A 15,734-nucleotide genomic window follows, 5' to 3' on the forward strand; every position below is an offset into this window, starting at 1 on the left:
ACGGCATTCGTGATCGTGCCGGTACAATTCACAAATCGATGGCCTCAAGTCTTCGCAGAAAAAGATAACCAAACCGTTTGGGAATAAAACATGAGACGGGGAACTAAATGTGCCCCGACCTTTGTGAATTTCAGCAGGTGCCGCAAAAACATTTCCTTAAACTTCCCCTGCTATCAATCGGCTAACGGGTACTTAAATGCGCCAGTGGGGCAAGGGACGGGAGTTGGCATGGCCGCGGTGAAGAGATCCTTTCGGGCGGAAAGCTTGATACGTATGAATTCCGGGGTCGACAACGATCCCGTCTTCGCCGAAGAACGTCGGCACCAGGAAGTCCTATCAGAGATCAGCAGTCTCAAATCCCTCATCAGCAAGGGCGGGGTCGCTCAGGAAAACGCGCTCAGCCCGGAAGAGATGAGCGAAAAATTCATGTCCGAATTCCGCAAGGAACTGTCGGAAGCGGCAAAGCTGAAAGTCGAGCTCGACGCGATTTACGAAGCGATCGCGCAGACGAAGAAGGAAATCGCCACGCTGCACCATACGACCGGGTCCAAGGGCGAGGAAATGACCCGCGTGACCAACGAACTGGATGCAGTTGTCGATGGCACTGAGGGCGCGACTGAAACAATCCTCGCAGCCGCCGAGTTCATCGATGAAACCGCCAACACCCTGTCCGCCCGTGTTGGCCAGGAAGACGCGGAACTGGCAAATGACATCCAGGACAAGGTTGTCCAGATCTTCGAGGCCTGCAACTTCCAGGATCTGACCGGCCAGCGCATCACCAAGGTCGTCGGCACGCTGCGTTTCGTCGAGGACAGGATCATGCAGATGATGGACATCTGGGGCGGCATCGAAACATTCAAGGACATTTCGGTCGAGGAACGCGACATCAAGGAAGGCGATGCGGCCCTCCTCAATGGCCCGGCTCTGGAGAGCGATACGGACGTTGCCACACAGGACGACATCGACGCCCTGTTTGCGTGATCTTTGGAACGCAAGTCGATCGAGAGCCCGGCCCGTGCCGGGCTTTTTTGTGCCCGGTGTGGCTTGAATATCGGCAGAAGGACCGCTAGTAAAAGAACAAACAGTGAATATCAGGTGGGGCATGACCGAACAGACCACGGGTAAAGGCGCGAAAGCCGAGCGCGATCCGGTGACGGGGCTTCTCAAGGGGGAGGACGGCAAGGACCGCTGCTGGTGGCACGGTGGCCTGGACGACTACATGCACTATCACGACAACGAGTGGGGCTGGCCGGTCGATGATGACCGCCGTCTTTTTGAAAAGATCTGTCTTGAAGGCTTCCAGTCCGGCCTGTCCTGGCTGACCATCCTGAGGAAACGCGAGGCGTTTCGCGCAGCCTTCGCCAATTTCGAATTCGACAAGGTCGCCGCCTTCACCGAAGACGATGTCGAACGCTGTCTTGCCGACGCCGGCATCGTGCGCCACCGCGGAAAGATCGTGTCGACCATCAACAATGCCGGCCGCGCCCTGGAATTGCACAAGGAATTCGGTTCGCTGGCCGCGTATTTCTGGTCGTTTGAGCCAGAGCCCCAGAACCGGCCGCCGAAAATTGATTTCAAAACCGCGAGGACGCTCGGAAAGACCGCCGAAAGCACGGCCCTGTCCAAGGATCTGAAAAAACGCGGCTGGAGTTTTGTCGGCCCGACGACCGTTTACGCCTTCATGCAGTCGATGGGCATGGTCAATGACCACCTCGAGGGCTGTTGTTGCCGGGAACCTGTCGAAGACGCACGCAGCGCATTTGTAAGGCCTGTGCCCAGCTAGGCAGACGGGCTTGCGAATCCCGCCGAGGCCGCGTGTCGTTTTCCTCTGACAACGCATCTTCCCGCTTGACCGGGCAGGACAAATGGCGCACGGGTCGGAGACGGTTGGTCCGGCACACTGACCGTCAACCGCACTTCGGAACTCCGCTCCCCTCCCGCCCCCTGGAGGCTTTTTGACCACGACAATTGCAACGGACCGGAAGGCGAACCTCGCGGGCAGCTGCTGGATGATCCTGTCGATGGGGGCCTTCGCCATTGAGGACGTCTTTGTTAAGGCGGCCGCGAGTGCGCTTCCGATCGGCCAGATCCTGTGTCTCTTCGGCGTCGGCGGCATGATCGTGTTTGCGGCCGTGGCACTTTGGAACAGGGAACCGCTGTTTGTCCGCGATGTGGTTTCCCGGCCTATGCTTGTCAGGGCCGGGTTCGAGATCACCGGGCGGTTGTTCTACGTGCTTGCGGTCGCGTTGATCCCCTTGTCAGCCGCCACTGTCATTCTTCAGGCGACCCCGATCGTGGTCGTCGCGGGCGCGGTCCTGGTGTTCAAGGAGAAAGTCGGCTGGCGCCGATGGCTTGCGATCGGGATCGGGCTTGCCGGCGTCATCGTCATCGTTCAACCCGGAACGGGCGGGTTCTCGCCGCTTTCGCTTCTCGCGGTTATTGGAATGATCGGTTTTGCCGGACGCGATCTTGCCAGCCGGATTGCACCGGCCACGATCGGAACCGTGCTGCTGGGTTTCTACGGCTTCCTGTCCGTTGTTGTCGCGGGCGTCCTCTATACCTTCGTGCAAGGTGAAGCCTTCGTTCTTCCCGGGCCGGCGCTGTCTGCCCTGCTGCTCGGAGCTGTCCTTGCCGGCGTCGCGGCCTACGCCTTCCTGATGAAGGCAATGCGGACGGGTGAAGTGTCTGCCGTTACCCCTTTCAGATACTCGCGCCTGCTCTTCGGAATTGGCCTCGGTGTCTTCGTGTTCGGCGAACACCTCAGTTTCGAGATGCTTGTGGGCTCGGGGCTGATCGTGGTCTCCGGCCTGTTCATCCTGTGGCGGGGACAGCGGAAGCGCACGTGAGGGCGAAGCCGATTTTGGATCCTTGCGATCGTCTGAAGAGCACGCGTGCCATCAAGGCAGGGAGCTGCGCAGTTCATCGTAGGAAATGGCAACATGCTCGCGGAAGGCGCGCCGGGTCATAAGATCGTCCAGATATCTGCGGAGGCGACGCCAGTCTGGCCGATCAATGTCGATTTCAAAATACCGATAGAGAACATGCCCCAACTGAATGTCGGCAAGCGTGAACTCCGCGCCGCAGATCCAGGAATTGTCTTCCAGAATCTGCTCCGCGATAGCAAGCTTAGAGTTTAGCTGTTCCAGGGCTGCTGCAATGACGACCGGATCCTGCTGATTTTGCGGTGTGCGGACCACACGCCAGAAGATCGGTGCCGTGAACTGCATGGCGACATTTAGCTTCGCCCATTCCGCCCATTTGTCGACATGGGCACGCCCGACCGGATCGTCCGGCCAGAACGGAGAGCTTGCGTAGCGCCCGGCAAGGTAGCGCAGGATCGCACCTGTTTCCCAAAGAGCAGGGCCATCACTGTCACGCAAGACCGGCACGGTGCCGTTGGGATTAAGTTCGAGAAACTCTTTCGTGTCGGTGCCGCCGTAAATGTGGCCTGCGTCGTGACGGATATAGTCGAGCCCCAATTCGCCGACACACCACATGAGGGCTTGCACGTTGGACGACGTTCTGCGTCCCCAGATTTCAAGCATCAACAGGCTCCTTCGACAACGGGTTTTGCGACTGGGATGCATTGGTCCACGCCTTGCCGAAACGGGCAATTCGAGAGCGCGCGCCTGAGACCCTCAAAACAGCCCCTGGTTCACTTGAGGGTTCAGCGCCCCGTCCTGTCCGGCACGGATCTGGCCGCTGGTTTCAACCTCGACATAGACACCCATGTCCATGTGTCCGAGTTCCTTGCGCAGGAGGTAGGGCACTTTCAGATCCCTTTCCGCCGTCACCGGGTTCACCTCCGTCGCAGCACAGCGTCTGGTGCGCGACAGGATGCGCAGGCGGACATCGCCGAATGCCAGGACCTGTCCGACCGCATCGAGTTCTGAAAAGGGCGGCAATCCGTCGATCTCGATATTGGCGCGAAAGCGGCCCGGGTGAACTTCGGTACCCAGACGTTCACCAAGGGCCTTTACGGACACGAGGTTGAGAACCGAAATCGCATTCATCATCTGCGGAGACACGACCGAGACATCCGTGAAACGGTGCGGCGCCGAAGATACGAAAACGGGCGGTTCCGGGTCGCTCAGCTTCAGGACATCGTGCAGGAAGCGGGCAGCTTCGCTGCGTGCCTCCGGTTCCCTCATGTCGAAACGGTGCGTTTCGCCATGCACATTGATCTCGAGCACTTCACCGTCCGGGCTGAAGCGTGTTTTCAGGCCTGCGAGCGCCGCCTCCTTGACCAGGACGACAAAGCGTTCCTTGGGCAACGGTTCGGGGTTCATCGGATCGAAGCCGCTATCGTAGCGCGCAAAACCGTAGAGACGATCCCCAGGGATACCTTCGCCTGCCTGGAGCATGACGGAGCCCATGGGTTCCGCGCTCATGCCCTTGACCGGAAAACGGTTCAGGCGGGAGATCGTGACGGGAAGCTCGGTCATGGGCTGTCTCTGTTTCGGTTGTAAAAAACGGGAAGCGGGGCCGACGGCTCTCTGCCGGCAGGTGATACGATGCGGCATGAAACACCGGATGCATTCCGCGATCAATCGCCTGTCCGCCTCCAGGGCGATTTGTCCCGGGCCGAAACGGCCGCGATCCGCATGTGCACCATCGTCAATCGAGATCCCAGAGGTCATCACCGCAGGCATCTGTCACCCAGGCCTTCTGCCGCAACGTCTGCAACTCGTCCAACAGGCGTCTGATCTCCTTGTCCCGCGCCTCAAGCGTTTTTTCCAGCAGCCTGATCCGGTCCGTCATCGATGCGATTTCTTCGTGCGTCACAGCCATTCCTCACTGCAATCCGATTGAGAAAGTGTCTTTGAACAGATGCCAGCGTGGCAACGGTGCAATTCGGCTGGGCGACAGGTCAGTGACCGAACAAAGTCCACGACTTGTCGTCCCGGTTTGGCGCGCCTGCGTCAAGACCGGGACCCAGTATTCCTTGTGGCCGGTTATTGGAAGAAGGCGGTGACACAAGAGTTTACTGGGTTCCGGCCTTCCGCTGCGCTTCAGCCGGAATGACAAATCCAACGACAGGAGAGCACCTCACGAACTCCAAGGCGGTTTAAGGTCAGAACCAATTCAACCAGATGTATGGGTCCTGATCCTACACCGGACGGCGATGGGTGTGTTCCTGATCTGCGCGTTGCACTCATCCCGTCGGTCCGAATGTTTCGAAGTGTATGTGATCTGCAGGGACGCCGGCGGCTTCGAGCCCGTTGCGGACATCCGACAGGAACGCAGCCGGGCCGCAAAGCATGTATCTGGCCTCGGGGCCGGCATTGAGCGTGAGCAGTCTCTCCGCGGTCACACGGCCCTTGCCGTCATAATCCCTGCCGGGCAGGTCGGTATCGTCCGGCTGGCTGTAGTAGGTTTTTTGCCGCAAATGATCATTGGCGGCGATCAGCCGGTCGACTTCCGCGCGCAGCGCGTGATCGCGGCCGTTGCGGGTGCCGTGCACGTACCAGACAGGCCGGTTTTGCTGCAATGCGCTTGCGTGCAGCATTGACAGCATCGGTGTCAGTCCGACGCCGGCGCTGACCAGCACAAGGGGGCAGTCGTCGCAGGGAATGACGAAATCTCCCGACGGCTGGCGTGCCTTGATCACGGCGCCGACCTGCAGGTGCTCATGCAGATGGCGCGATACCAGCCCCTGGTCTTCACGCTTGACGCTCAGCCGGTACCGCGTCGTGTCCGCGGGCGAGCCCGATAGCGAATAGCTGCGCTTTGAGGGTTCGGCCTGCCCGGGAACGCGGATCTCGACCGGCAGATGTTGGCCAGGCGCAAACGGCTCCAGAGGGCGTCCGTCGGCAGCTTCAAGGTAGAACGAAGTGACGGTCGGGGTCTCCTCGACGCGCTCCGCAAGCCGCAGGGGCCGCGAGAGGTGGTCCTGTTTCGTCCAGCGCAGTCCGACCGCGCCCGGACGATCGAGTACGGCTTCGATCTCCACGTCGATGACGCGCCAGGCGTCCTGGTCCTGAACTCCCTGCGGATTCCAGTCGATCGTGGCCCGCCCGGCAAGATGCAGCAGGCCGCCCGTTTCGAAGTCGACGAACAGCAGACCGATCCGCGGGTTCGACAGGATATTGCCGATCGTGTTGAAGAAGTTGTTCCCGGCGTAGTCGGGTATCCGCAGATGCGTGCCGTCCACCACCTGCACGAACCCCGGCGCACCGCCGCGATGGGACGCGTCATAGCCGTTCGACGCGGCGCCGTCGTCGCCTTGATGGCCCGATCCGATGAACAGCGTGTCGGCGGATGCGATCCGAGTGATCTGATCTTCACTGAGGGATGTGCTGCGAACGGCCTCGACGGCCCCGGTCCTGGGAGCCCGCGTCCAGGCACGTTCGTGGATATATTGCGGGCAATTGCCGAAGGTCTGACGGACATCGATGGTGTATCCGTCCGCATTGGTGCTCACCCGTCCGCTGAAGCGGTTGCGTCGGCGCGTGGCAAGCTCGATGCCCAGAACGCCGATATCGGCCCCTTCCCGGAAGGCTCCGGCAAGCGGATCACTGGCCTCCAGTTCGGTTGCCAGCGTGATCCGGCGCGGATCGGGAGAAGCCGCGAAGCCGTCCGGCCCGTCGACGACGGTGATCCATGTGCGCCCGTCGCGATCGCCTCCGGCAACCACCAGGAAAGGCTGAGAGGTGTGGAACAGGCGATGCTGCTCGGGCAGGTAATCGCGGATGAAGCCGCCGGCCCATTTTGCCACGTCGCCGACGCCGGCGCGTGCCTGGGCTTCCAGTTCTCCGGAATGAAACGGGTTGTTCGCGGGTGACGTCAACATCTTGGTGTTCCTTTGTGGTGAGAACTGGCGCGCCGGGGAGGAGGGGCACCGGCGCGCCCAGTCGTGCTCTAGACGAGTTCCGGGATCGGCGATTTTGCCATGCCGACAAAGCCGGTCTGGTTTTCAACCCGTCCAAGCCAGGCACGGATGTTCGGATAGGGGGCCAGGTCGACGCCGCCCTCCGGCGCGTGGGCGATGTAGCTGTAGCCCGCGACGTCTGCGATCGTGATCTTGCCCGTTGCGAGCCAGTCTCGATCGGCAAGATGCGCGTCCATGACCTTGAAGAGGTCATGCGCCTTCTTCACCGCGGCCTGATGATCGAGCGATACGTTGAAGACCTTCACCAGGCGCGCCGCGCACGGGCCTGCATAGATGTTGTCGGCGGCAACGGTCAGCCAGCGCTGCACCTCCGCGGCTTCCTTGGGGTCGTCAGGCAGCCAGTCCGATCCCCTTGCGTAGGTCTGCACCAGGTAGATGAGAATGGCATTGCTGTCGGCGAGCGTGTAGCCGCCGTCGTCAATCGCGGGCACCAGGCCGAAGGGGCTGATTTTCAGGAAGTCGGGTGCCTTGTGCGCTCCGTTCGCCATGTCGAGATCGATCGCTTCGTAGGGAAGGCCGAGCAGGGACAGCATCAGTTCAACCCGGTGGCAGTGGCCGGACTTGGCATTTCTGTAAAGCTTGATTGGTGTGGTCATGGGATTGTCTTTCCTTGCTGGATTGGAGGGGTCAGAAGCCGAATTCACTCAGGCCCGGGTGATCGTCCGGACGCCGGCCGGGCGGCCAGCGGAATTACCGTTCGTCTTCCCGGATCGGTTTCTCGTTGATGCTGGCATGGCGGTGGGCCATGAAGCCGTTCGCGTCGAACTCCCAGTTCTCGTTGCCATAGGCGCGGAACCAGTTGCCGTTGTCGTCGTGATATTCATAGGCATAGCGCACCGCGATGCGGTTGCCGGAGAAGGCCCAGAGCTCCTTGATCAGCCGGTAGTCGAGTTCCTTGTCCCACTTGCGGGTCAGAAAATCCTCGATCTCCTGCCGGCCGCGCGGAAACTCGGCCCGGTTCCGCCATTTGCTGTCGGGGGTATAGGCAAGTGCCACCTTGGCCGGATCGCGGGAGTTCCAGCCGTCTTCGGCAAGGCGGACCTTCTCACGTGCGGTTTCTGCCGTGAAAGGCGGCAGGGGATGTCGGGGGGCTTCATGTGTCATGCGGTCATCCAAGCTGATTGGGCCGAAACCCGGTGCCATTCGATGAGCCACATGTAGCGCCACTGCCATCTTGAAAGAATAATGGAAATATGAAAGGTATTATTTCATTTTCTGAAATGAATGGGAGGTCAGCTTGGACAGACTGCAGGCGCTGGATGTGTTCGTGGCCGTTGCCGAAGCGGAGAGTTTCGCCGGAGGCGCCCGGCAGATGAACATCAGTGCGCCCTCGGCCACGCGCGCGGTCAACGAACTGGAGGAGCGCCTTGGGTCGCGCCTGTTCACGCGCACCACGCGCGTGGTGCGGCTTACGGATGTCGGCCGGACCTATCTGGAAGAAGTGCGCGGGATTCTTGCGGACCTGAGCGCGGCGAACGAGGCGGTGTCTGGCGCGGTCGGACGGCCGCGGGGGTATCTTCGGGTCACGTCGCCGGTCGAGTTCGGACGCATCTATGTGGCACCAATCGTCGCGGAATATCTCGACCGGTTTCCCGGTGTCTCCGCAAGCATGCTGATGGTCGACCGGATCGTGAACCTGGCCGAGGAGGGCCTGGATGTCGGCGTGCGGATCGGTCCGCTTTCGGCATCGGGTCTCATGGCGGTCAAGGTCGGCACAGTGCGCCGCGTGGTTTGCGGATCGCCGGACTATTTCAGGGAACACGGTGTGCCGCAGTCACCGGAGGACGTGACGGGTCACAAGATCGTCGCCGCCGCCACGGTCACGCCGAGCAACGAATGGCGTTTCGGCAAGGCGCAGGACAGGGTCGTCAAGGTCTATCCGAGGCTGTCCGTCACCAGCGTCGCGACTGCGACCTCAATGGCGCGGTCCGGCTGGGGGCTGACACGGGCGCTGTCCTACCAGGTCGGGCCGGACCTGCAGTCCGGTACCTTGCAGACCGTGCTTGAGGAATTTGAGCCGGAGCCCTTGCCGGTTCATCTCGTGCACTACGAGGGCCGCCGTGTCTCGGTGAAGGTGCGCAGTTTCCTGGACCTGGCGCGCGACCGGCTCCGGCAGTCGACGGTTTTGAACTGAACGCTGTCAGGCGGTCCGGCCGCCTTAACCGCCGACCTTCTGCTTCAGGGGCGCAAAAAGCGGGTTTTCCCGGGAGAAGACATAGTCCAGCGTTTCGACCGTGACCGTGTCCGCACCTTCATCGATCAGGAGCTTGGCGCATTCCGCCACCGAGTCACCCGGGCACAGCACGTTGACCCGGTTGGGGCTGTCGCTCTCCGAAAACCTCTGGATCGCGCCGACCCTGCTGACCGAGCGCAGCGCCTGGGTCCGGTCGTCGACCACTGCCTTGACCAGCTTGACGTTCCTGGCCGCCTCTTCCGCCGCCACCCGGTCAAGGATGGATCGAGCGCCGTCAAGCGCGGTCTCCGTCCAGTCTGCGTTGAGGGACGCAACGAGGTTGGCCTGGCTTTTCAGCATCACACCATCGGCGAGGATTTTCAGATTGTTGGCGTGGAGGGTCGATCCCGTCGTGGTGATGTCGACGATGAGTTCGGCCGCGCCTGCAGCGGGAGCGCCTTCCGTTGCCCCGGCGCTTTCGACGATCCGGTAATCGGCGATCCCGTGGCGGGCAAAAAAGCTCCGCGTGAGATTGACGTATTTGGTGGCAACGCGCAGACGGCGGCCGTGGCGGCCGCGAAAGTCGGAAGCGACATCACCGAGATCGGACATGGTTTCCACGTCGATCCAGGCTTTCGGAACCGCGACGACTACGTCCGCCGGGCCGAAGCCGAGCGGCGTGACGACATGCACCGTTGCGACCGGATCCGCGATGTTTTCTTCCACCAGATCAAGACCGGTGACGCCGAAATGTACCGAGCCTTCGGCAAGCTCCCGCGCGATTTCCGATGCGGACAGGAAAGCGATCTCGACGCTTGGCAATCCCTTGATCGCCCCGCGATAGTTCCTGGCGCCGCCCGGCTGGAGAACCTGCAATCCCGCCCTTCCGAAGAAGGCGTGGGTGTTTTCCTGCAGGCGGCCCTTGGAGGGAATGGCGATGATCAGCTTGCTCATGAGTCCGTCCCGGTATTCGCGGCGATGCGGTCGAGCCACATGGAAAACCCAATTCCCGGCACGTTGGCACCGGCGCCCAGAAGCGTGAGCAACCTGTCATAGCGCCCGCCGCCGACCAGCGGTCCGCTCGTTTCGCCGGTTGCTGAATGGATCTCGAACACGAAGCCCGAGTAATAGTCGAGACGCCGGCCGAACTCCGCTGCAAATGACAGGCTGGAGGGTGCAATGCCCTTGGCTTCCAGCGCAGCGAGACGCTGTTCGAAAGCATCAATCGGCGCGGCCAGATCAAGACCATGCGCCGAGCTGAACGCCCGCAGGGATGCAACAGCTTCGGCACCGTCCGCCTTCAGGGCAAGATAGGCGCGGAGCGAGGCAGCTGCCATCTCATGCCCCCGCCCGGCGCTGGCCAGGGCCGCCTGTTCGAGGAACCGGTCGGCGATTTCACTCGGTGTCCGTCCGCCGACGGCGGAAATGCCCGCAATGGACAGGAGGTCCTCGACAACGGCATGCGCCGCTTCGGGATCCGCGCCTTCGAGCGCGGAAAGGAATCCGAGCCGGACATCGCGGCTGTCATCGTCGGTGCTGTTGGCTCCCGCCATGCGATCAATCGCTGCCATCAGCTTGTCGGTTTCTCCGAAGAGATCGCGCAGCCGCCGCTGCCAGACGCTCGGCAGGCCCAGGCCGGCGAGAACGGCTGCGAACAGGGTTTCATCGCCGATCCGGATGTGGGTGTTCGCGACGCCGAAGGCATCCAGCGCGCGCACGGAAAGCGCAAGAAGATCCGCGTCCGCCTGTGCGGTATCCGTGCGTCCCAGGCTTTCCGCGCCCAGTTGCGGGATCTCGCCGAGCCCGTCCGGGCGCTGGCGGAAAACCGGCCCGTTGTAGCAATAGGCCACCGGAAGGATTGCGCCACCGGAAGCGACATGCTGACGGCACACCGGAATGGTGAAGTCCGGCCGCAGGCAAAGATCGGTGCCATCGCTGCCCTGGGTCAGGTAGAGACGCCGCCGGATATCCTCGCCCGTCAGGTCGAGAAAGACATCTGCCGGCTGCAGGATGGGCGGATTGACGAATGCATGGCCCGCATCCTTGAAAAGCGTCAGAACCGCTTCGATCCTGGCCGGGTCCAGCCCGGGTGTTGGAGCCGCCGTCATGATTCAGCCCTCGCTTTGACGCCTGCGGTCGTCGGCCTGACCGTCCAGAATTCCGCGCACGGTCTCGATCAGGTCGGCTTCCCCGATCGTGATCTGCGCCGGACGGCTTTCGCGCCAGGTGATGTTGTCGGTGATTTCGGCAGACAGGCGCTTGCCCTCGATCAGGTCCTTGACCTGAAGTTCACCTGCCTCGCGCTCGTCCGATCCCTGAATGATGGCGATGGGACAGTTGCGCCGGTCGGCATATTTCAGCTGGTTGCCGAACTTCTTCCAGTTGCCCTGGTACATTTCCGCCCGGATGCCGGCGTTGCGCAAGTCCTGAACCATTTTCTGGTAGCGTCCGAGCGCCTGGACATCGCCGTCCATCACCGTGACCAGAACCGGAGCGACGACGTCCGACGTGCCGAGCTTGCCGAGGTTCTTCAGGGCCGTCATCAGCCGCGAGACGCCGATCGAAAAGCCCGTCGCCGGAACGTCGCGTCCGGTGAAACGCTTGACCAGACCGTCATAGCGCCCGCCGCCGCCGACGGACCCGAACTGGACGACCTCGCCCTTTTCGTTGGTGACGTCGAAGAGCAGCTCGGCCTCGTAGACGGGCCCAGTGTAATATTCGAGGCCGCGCACCACGGAAGGGTCGATCTTGATCCGGTCGTCGCCATATCCGCAGGCCTCGAACATGGACGCCATCGTGTTCAGTTCCGTGATGCCCTCGTTTTCCAGCGACCCGGTGCCGGAAACGAAGTCCGCGATGATGTCGATGGCGGACGTGTCGAGACCCGCACCCTTTGTGAAGTCGCCGCTGTCATCCTTGCGGCCGTCACCGAGCAGGAGACGGACGCCTTCAATGCCGAACTTGTCGAGCTTGTCGATCGCACGCAGCACCGTCAGTCGGCGTTCGTCATTTTCCGCGCCGCCAAGGCCGATGCTTTCCAGCACACCGTCGAGAACCTTCCGGTTGTTGACCCGTATGATGTACTGGCCGCGCTGAATGCCGAGGGCTTCCATCGTGTCGGCCATCATCATGCACATTTCCGCATCCGCCTGAACGCCGGGTGCGCCGACCGTGTCGGCATCGAACTGCATGAACTGCCGGAACCGGCCCGGTCCGGGCTTCTCGTTCCGGAACACCCAGCCGGCGCGGTAGGTGCGGTAGGGCAGCCGGATGTCGTTGATGTTTTCCGAGACATGACGGGCCAGCGGCGCGGTCAGGTCGTAGCGCAGGCTCATCCATTGCTCGTCATCGTCCTGCACGGAGAACACCCCGGCATTCGGCCGGTCGGTGTCCGGTAGGAATTTGCCGAGGCAGTCGGTGTATTCGAAGGCGGGCGTTTCGACGGGGTCGAAGCCGTATTGTTCGTAGACCGCGCGGATCTTGCCGATCATTTCATCCGTTGCCCGGATGTCGTCGGCAGAGCGGTCGACAAAGCCCCGCGGCAGGCGGGCCTTCAGTTTGTTCGGTTTTTTGGCCATGAAGTCGTCAGATCCCGGCGAGTTCCAGGCCGGCGGCAGACACAAAAGCGGACACCGGCCTCACATAAGTTGCGGTTGTCCTAGACGAAACGGCAGGTGAGGGCAAGGCGCAGGGCACACAGGGCAAGACGCTGCCATGCCCGATGGGCAGATCGCAATGCCCGAACTTTTCGCCGCAGCCATGATTGCATCACACTTGCTCGTCAAAAGGCGGTCAAACGCGCAGAAGCTCTGCAAACAGGCGTGGAAAGTCGGGCTGCCGCCGGGATGCGTCATCTCTTTGCTTGTATTTAACGCTTGCCGGGCTATGGTCCGCGCAAATTCTGAAAGATGCGAAGCCCTCACGGTCCAAACGCTGGAAACCGGACGGGCCACAAGGTTGAAACATGGACAGCGCAGCCAGTATTGCACACGGCACGGAGGAAGCGGGCTGGGACGACTCCCGGCAGTCGTCCCGTGCGCGGGTTGCCGAGCTCAGCGTTGTCCTGCCCAGCTTCAACGAAGCCGGAAACATTCCGCCCTTGATTGAACTGCTCGACAAGGCGCTTGCCGGGATCGCCTGGGAGGCGATTGTCGTTGACGACAATTCGCCCGATGGCACGACGGAAGTGGCGCGTGGTCTGGCGGCCACTGATCCGCGGGTCCGGGTCATCCGCCGCATTGGCCGCAGGGGACTTTCCGGGGCCTGCATCGAAGGCATCCTGTCGTCGTCCGCGCCTTTCGTCGCGGTGATGGACGCCGATCTTCAGCATGACGAAACATTGCTGCCGGCGATGCTGCAGGAAATCAAGGCGGACGGGACGGATCTCGTCGTCGCAAGCCGGAAGGTCGAAGGCGGAACGGTCGGTGAGGGGCTTTCCAAGATACGCGCCTGGGGCTCGAACATCGCCAACGGCCTGGCGCAAAAGCTGCTGAACGTCACTTTGACCGATCCGATGAGCGGGTTTTTCATGGTGCGCCGGGAAAAAGCGGAAGCGCTGGCGCCGCGCCTGTCGCCGCAGGGGTTCAAGATCCTGCTCGATCTCGTTTCCAGCGCAAACGGCTCGCTGAAAATCAAGGAACTGCCGTTCACGTTCCGCGAACGCCAGCATGGCGAAAGTAAGCTCGATACCCTGGTGACGCTGGACTATTTCGGTCTCCTGCTGGCCAAGTATTTCGGCGACATCGTTTCCGTCCGCTTCCTGATGTTCGGACTGGTCGGTGCCAGCGGACTGTTCGTGCATCTTGTCGCGCTGCGGTTCTTCCTGCTTGGCGGGGTGGAGTTCAATCTCGCGCAGACAGCCGCGTCCTTCGTTGCCATGACGTCCAACTTCTTCCTCAACAATCAGCTGACTTACCGGGACCGCCGCCTGCGCGGATTCAGGGCGCTGATCGGTCTGGTGACGTTCTATGCGGTCTGTTCGGTCGGCGTGCTTGCGAATGTCGGGGTCGCGAACCTGATCTATGCGGATCCGGCCTATTGGTGGGTTGCGGGAACAGCGGGTGCTGTCATGGGAGCGGTTTGGAACTACGCCGCCAGCTCGGCACTGACCTGGCGGCGTTCCTGAAGAGCGGACTGAAACACGCGTGTCACAGACTTCGGATCTGCCGTTCTGGCTTCGGCCAACCGGACTTGTCGTCATTGTCGGTCTCCTGACGGCGCTGAAGGTTTTCGCGGCGGCCAATGCCTATATTGTCGAAGATGAAGCCTATTACCGGATCTGGGGCCTGTATCCGGCGCTGAGTTACTACGACCACCCGCCGATGATCGGATGGTGGATCACCGCCGGACAGGCGCTTTTCGGCGACACCGTATTCGGCCTGCGCGCAATTGTCGTCTTTTCCGGCGTGATCGGATCCCTCGCGCTTTGGCGCACGGCGGCGATCCTTTTCGATGTGCGCACCGCCGGCTGGGCCGTGCTCTTTCTCAACACCAGCCTGATGATCGGGATCGGCGGCATTCTGGCGACACCGGATGCACCGTCCGTCGTGTTCTGGGGCCTGACATTCTGGGCCCTGGCCGAGCTGAGCGTATCGAAAAACCCGAACTGGTGGCTTGTGGTCGGATTGATGGCGGGCCTCGGGCTTCTCTCCAAATACTCGCTGCTTTTTCTGGGCGCGGGGATCGTGCTCTGGCTCCTGTGGATTCCGGACGCCCGGCGCTGGTGGACATCCTGGCAGCTCTGGGCGGGCGGTGCACTCGCGCTTCTGTGTTTCTCACCGGTGCTCTACTGGAACCATGCCCACGAGTGGGTAAGTTTCTACAAGCAGTTCGGCCGTGCCGGCAGCAGTGGATACACGGCAAAATACATCTTCGAGTTTCTGGGTGCGCTTGTCGGGCTCTTGAACCCGCTGATCGCGCTTCTGGCAGCCGGCGGTGCGGCGATCCTGTTCAAGTCTTTCCGGGCGCGGGACGGCGCTGCGTCCCTGGTTCTGCTGACCACGCTGCCCTTTTTGGCATACCTTCTCTATCACGCGCTCCATTCACGTGTTCAGGCCAATTGGCCGGCGCCGCTCTTTCCGGCATTCGCCATCATGGCCGGCGTCTTCGTTACTTCCCTGCGCGCAAATCAGGCGCTCTGGCGCAAGGTCGCGATTGCGGGCGTCGCCGTCGGTGTACTCACCGCCGTCGTGGTCCAGTTCCATGCCGTTCACCCGCTCACGGGGCAACTTGCCCGCAAGGACCCGACCTTCCAGTTACGCGGCTGGGACGAGATCGGTGCGGCCTTGGCGGAATTCGCCGAGCAGGAACAGGCCGCCTTTGTGCTGACCACCAGCTACGGCCTCAACGGACAGGCCGATTATCTGATGAAGGACCGGTTGCCGGTCTATCAGACGACGGAGCGGATCCGCTACATCATGACGCCGGATCCTGACGAACGGCTTTTCGAAAAGCCGGGTCTCTACATCACCGAAAAACGACGCAACAGGGCGGGAGATCTTGAACGGGTGTTCGATACGGTCGAGGAACTCGCCGTCGTTGAACGCAAGGTGAAAGGCGTGCCGCTGGAAGAGCTTCTTGTTTACAAGGTTGAGGGCCTGAATGGACCGGTCTTCGAACCGCTTTCGGTCCGGTGACTGAAAGAAATCGGGCGTTTCAACCGGAGTTGAG

Annotated in this window: 15 protein-coding genes; 6 read left to right on the plus strand and 9 right to left on the minus strand. The window is 61.7% G+C overall.

What is annotated here, in order from left to right:
* Window positions 1-273 precede the first annotated feature (273 nt).
* The 3 genes from ACO07N_RS13775 (at window position 274) to ACO07N_RS13785 (ending at window position 2,846) form a co-directional block, all read left to right on the plus strand.
* Complete coding sequence (locus ACO07N_RS13775; RefSeq protein WP_421984427.1) at window positions 274-981, plus strand: protein phosphatase CheZ; 708 nt, start codon at window positions 274-276, stop codon at window positions 979-981.
* A 121-nt stretch (window positions 982-1,102) separates the two neighbouring features.
* Window positions 1,103-1,783 (plus strand): DNA-3-methyladenine glycosylase I, encoded by a 681-nt coding sequence (locus ACO07N_RS13780; protein ID WP_421981566.1) that lies wholly within the window; start codon window positions 1,103-1,105, stop codon window positions 1,781-1,783.
* A gap of 172 nt (window positions 1,784-1,955) precedes the next feature.
* Entirely contained in the window at window positions 1,956-2,846 is an 891-nt protein-coding gene (locus ACO07N_RS13785; RefSeq protein WP_421981567.1) for a DMT family transporter, read from the plus strand.
* A 51-nt stretch (window positions 2,847-2,897) separates the two neighbouring features.
* Here ACO07N_RS13785 and ACO07N_RS13790 read toward each other — a convergent pair whose 3' ends face one another.
* From ACO07N_RS13790 to ACO07N_RS13815, 6 genes are all read right to left on the minus strand, one after another.
* Window positions 2,898-3,545 carry a glutathione S-transferase family protein gene (locus ACO07N_RS13790; RefSeq protein ID WP_421981568.1) on the minus strand — a complete coding sequence of 216 codons (648 nt, stop codon included), beginning with the start codon at window positions 3,543-3,545 and terminating at the stop codon, window positions 2,898-2,900.
* Window positions 3,546-3,638: 93 nt separating this feature from the next.
* Window positions 3,639-4,445: an MOSC domain-containing protein gene (locus tag ACO07N_RS13795; RefSeq protein WP_421981569.1), complete on the minus strand. Its 807-nt coding sequence runs from the start codon at window positions 4,443-4,445 to the stop codon at window positions 3,639-3,641.
* 172 nt (window positions 4,446-4,617) lie between these two features.
* Window positions 4,618-4,791: a hypothetical protein gene (locus ACO07N_RS13800; RefSeq protein ID WP_421981570.1), complete on the minus strand. Its 174-nt coding sequence runs from the start codon at window positions 4,789-4,791 to the stop codon at window positions 4,618-4,620.
* Between the two features lie 364 nt (window positions 4,792-5,155).
* Window positions 5,156-6,793: a pyridoxamine 5'-phosphate oxidase family protein gene (locus ACO07N_RS13805; RefSeq protein WP_421981571.1), complete on the minus strand. Its 1,638-nt coding sequence runs from the start codon at window positions 6,791-6,793 to the stop codon at window positions 5,156-5,158.
* Window positions 6,794-6,861: 68 nt separating this feature from the next.
* Window positions 6,862-7,488 carry a glutathione S-transferase family protein gene (locus tag ACO07N_RS13810; RefSeq protein WP_421981572.1) on the minus strand — a complete coding sequence of 209 codons (627 nt, stop codon included), beginning with the start codon at window positions 7,486-7,488 and terminating at the stop codon, window positions 6,862-6,864.
* Between the two features lie 94 nt (window positions 7,489-7,582).
* The gene (locus ACO07N_RS13815) at window positions 7,583-7,996 is read right to left on the minus strand and encodes a DUF1348 family protein (RefSeq protein ID WP_421981573.1); all 414 of its coding nucleotides are present in this window, start codon (window positions 7,994-7,996) and stop codon (window positions 7,583-7,585) included.
* Window positions 7,997-8,129: 133 nt separating this feature from the next.
* Here ACO07N_RS13815 and ACO07N_RS13820 point away from each other — a divergent pair, with 133 nt between their 5' ends.
* Window positions 8,130-9,026 carry a LysR substrate-binding domain-containing protein gene (locus ACO07N_RS13820; RefSeq protein ID WP_421981574.1) on the plus strand — a complete coding sequence of 299 codons (897 nt, stop codon included), beginning with the start codon at window positions 8,130-8,132 and terminating at the stop codon, window positions 9,024-9,026.
* A 24-nt stretch (window positions 9,027-9,050) separates the two neighbouring features.
* Here ACO07N_RS13820 and hisG read toward each other — a convergent pair whose 3' ends face one another.
* The 3 genes from hisG to hisS are packed head-to-tail and all read right to left on the minus strand — an operon-like array spanning window position 9,051 to window position 12,643.
* Window positions 9,051-10,019, minus strand: coding sequence for an ATP phosphoribosyltransferase (gene hisG / locus ACO07N_RS13825; RefSeq protein ID WP_421981575.1), 969 nt, complete (start codon window positions 10,017-10,019; stop codon window positions 9,051-9,053).
* Window positions 10,016-11,173, minus strand: coding sequence for an ATP phosphoribosyltransferase regulatory subunit (locus ACO07N_RS13830; protein WP_421981576.1), 1,158 nt, complete (start codon window positions 11,171-11,173; stop codon window positions 10,016-10,018). Before ACO07N_RS13830 ends, hisG begins: the two co-directional genes overlap by 4 nt.
* A gap of 3 nt (window positions 11,174-11,176) precedes the next feature.
* Window positions 11,177-12,643, minus strand: a complete 1,467-nt coding sequence (hisS, locus tag ACO07N_RS13835) for a histidine--tRNA ligase (protein WP_421981577.1) — start codon at window positions 12,641-12,643, stop codon at window positions 11,177-11,179.
* A 386-nt stretch (window positions 12,644-13,029) separates the two neighbouring features.
* Here hisS and ACO07N_RS13840 point away from each other — a divergent pair, with 386 nt between their 5' ends.
* Together ACO07N_RS13840 and ACO07N_RS13845 are read left to right on the plus strand one after the other, a co-directional pair.
* Complete coding sequence (locus ACO07N_RS13840) at window positions 13,030-14,190, plus strand: glycosyltransferase (protein WP_421981578.1); 1,161 nt, start codon at window positions 13,030-13,032, stop codon at window positions 14,188-14,190.
* A gap of 19 nt (window positions 14,191-14,209) precedes the next feature.
* On the plus strand, window positions 14,210-15,700 hold the full coding sequence (locus ACO07N_RS13845; protein WP_421981579.1) for an ArnT family glycosyltransferase: 1,491 nt from the start codon (window positions 14,210-14,212) through the stop codon (window positions 15,698-15,700).
* Window positions 15,701-15,734: the final 34 nt, after the last annotated feature.

The sequence above is a fragment of the Roseibium sp. genome (genome assembly GCF_965229775.1).
Lineage (GTDB): Bacteria > Pseudomonadota > Alphaproteobacteria > Rhizobiales > Stappiaceae > Roseibium.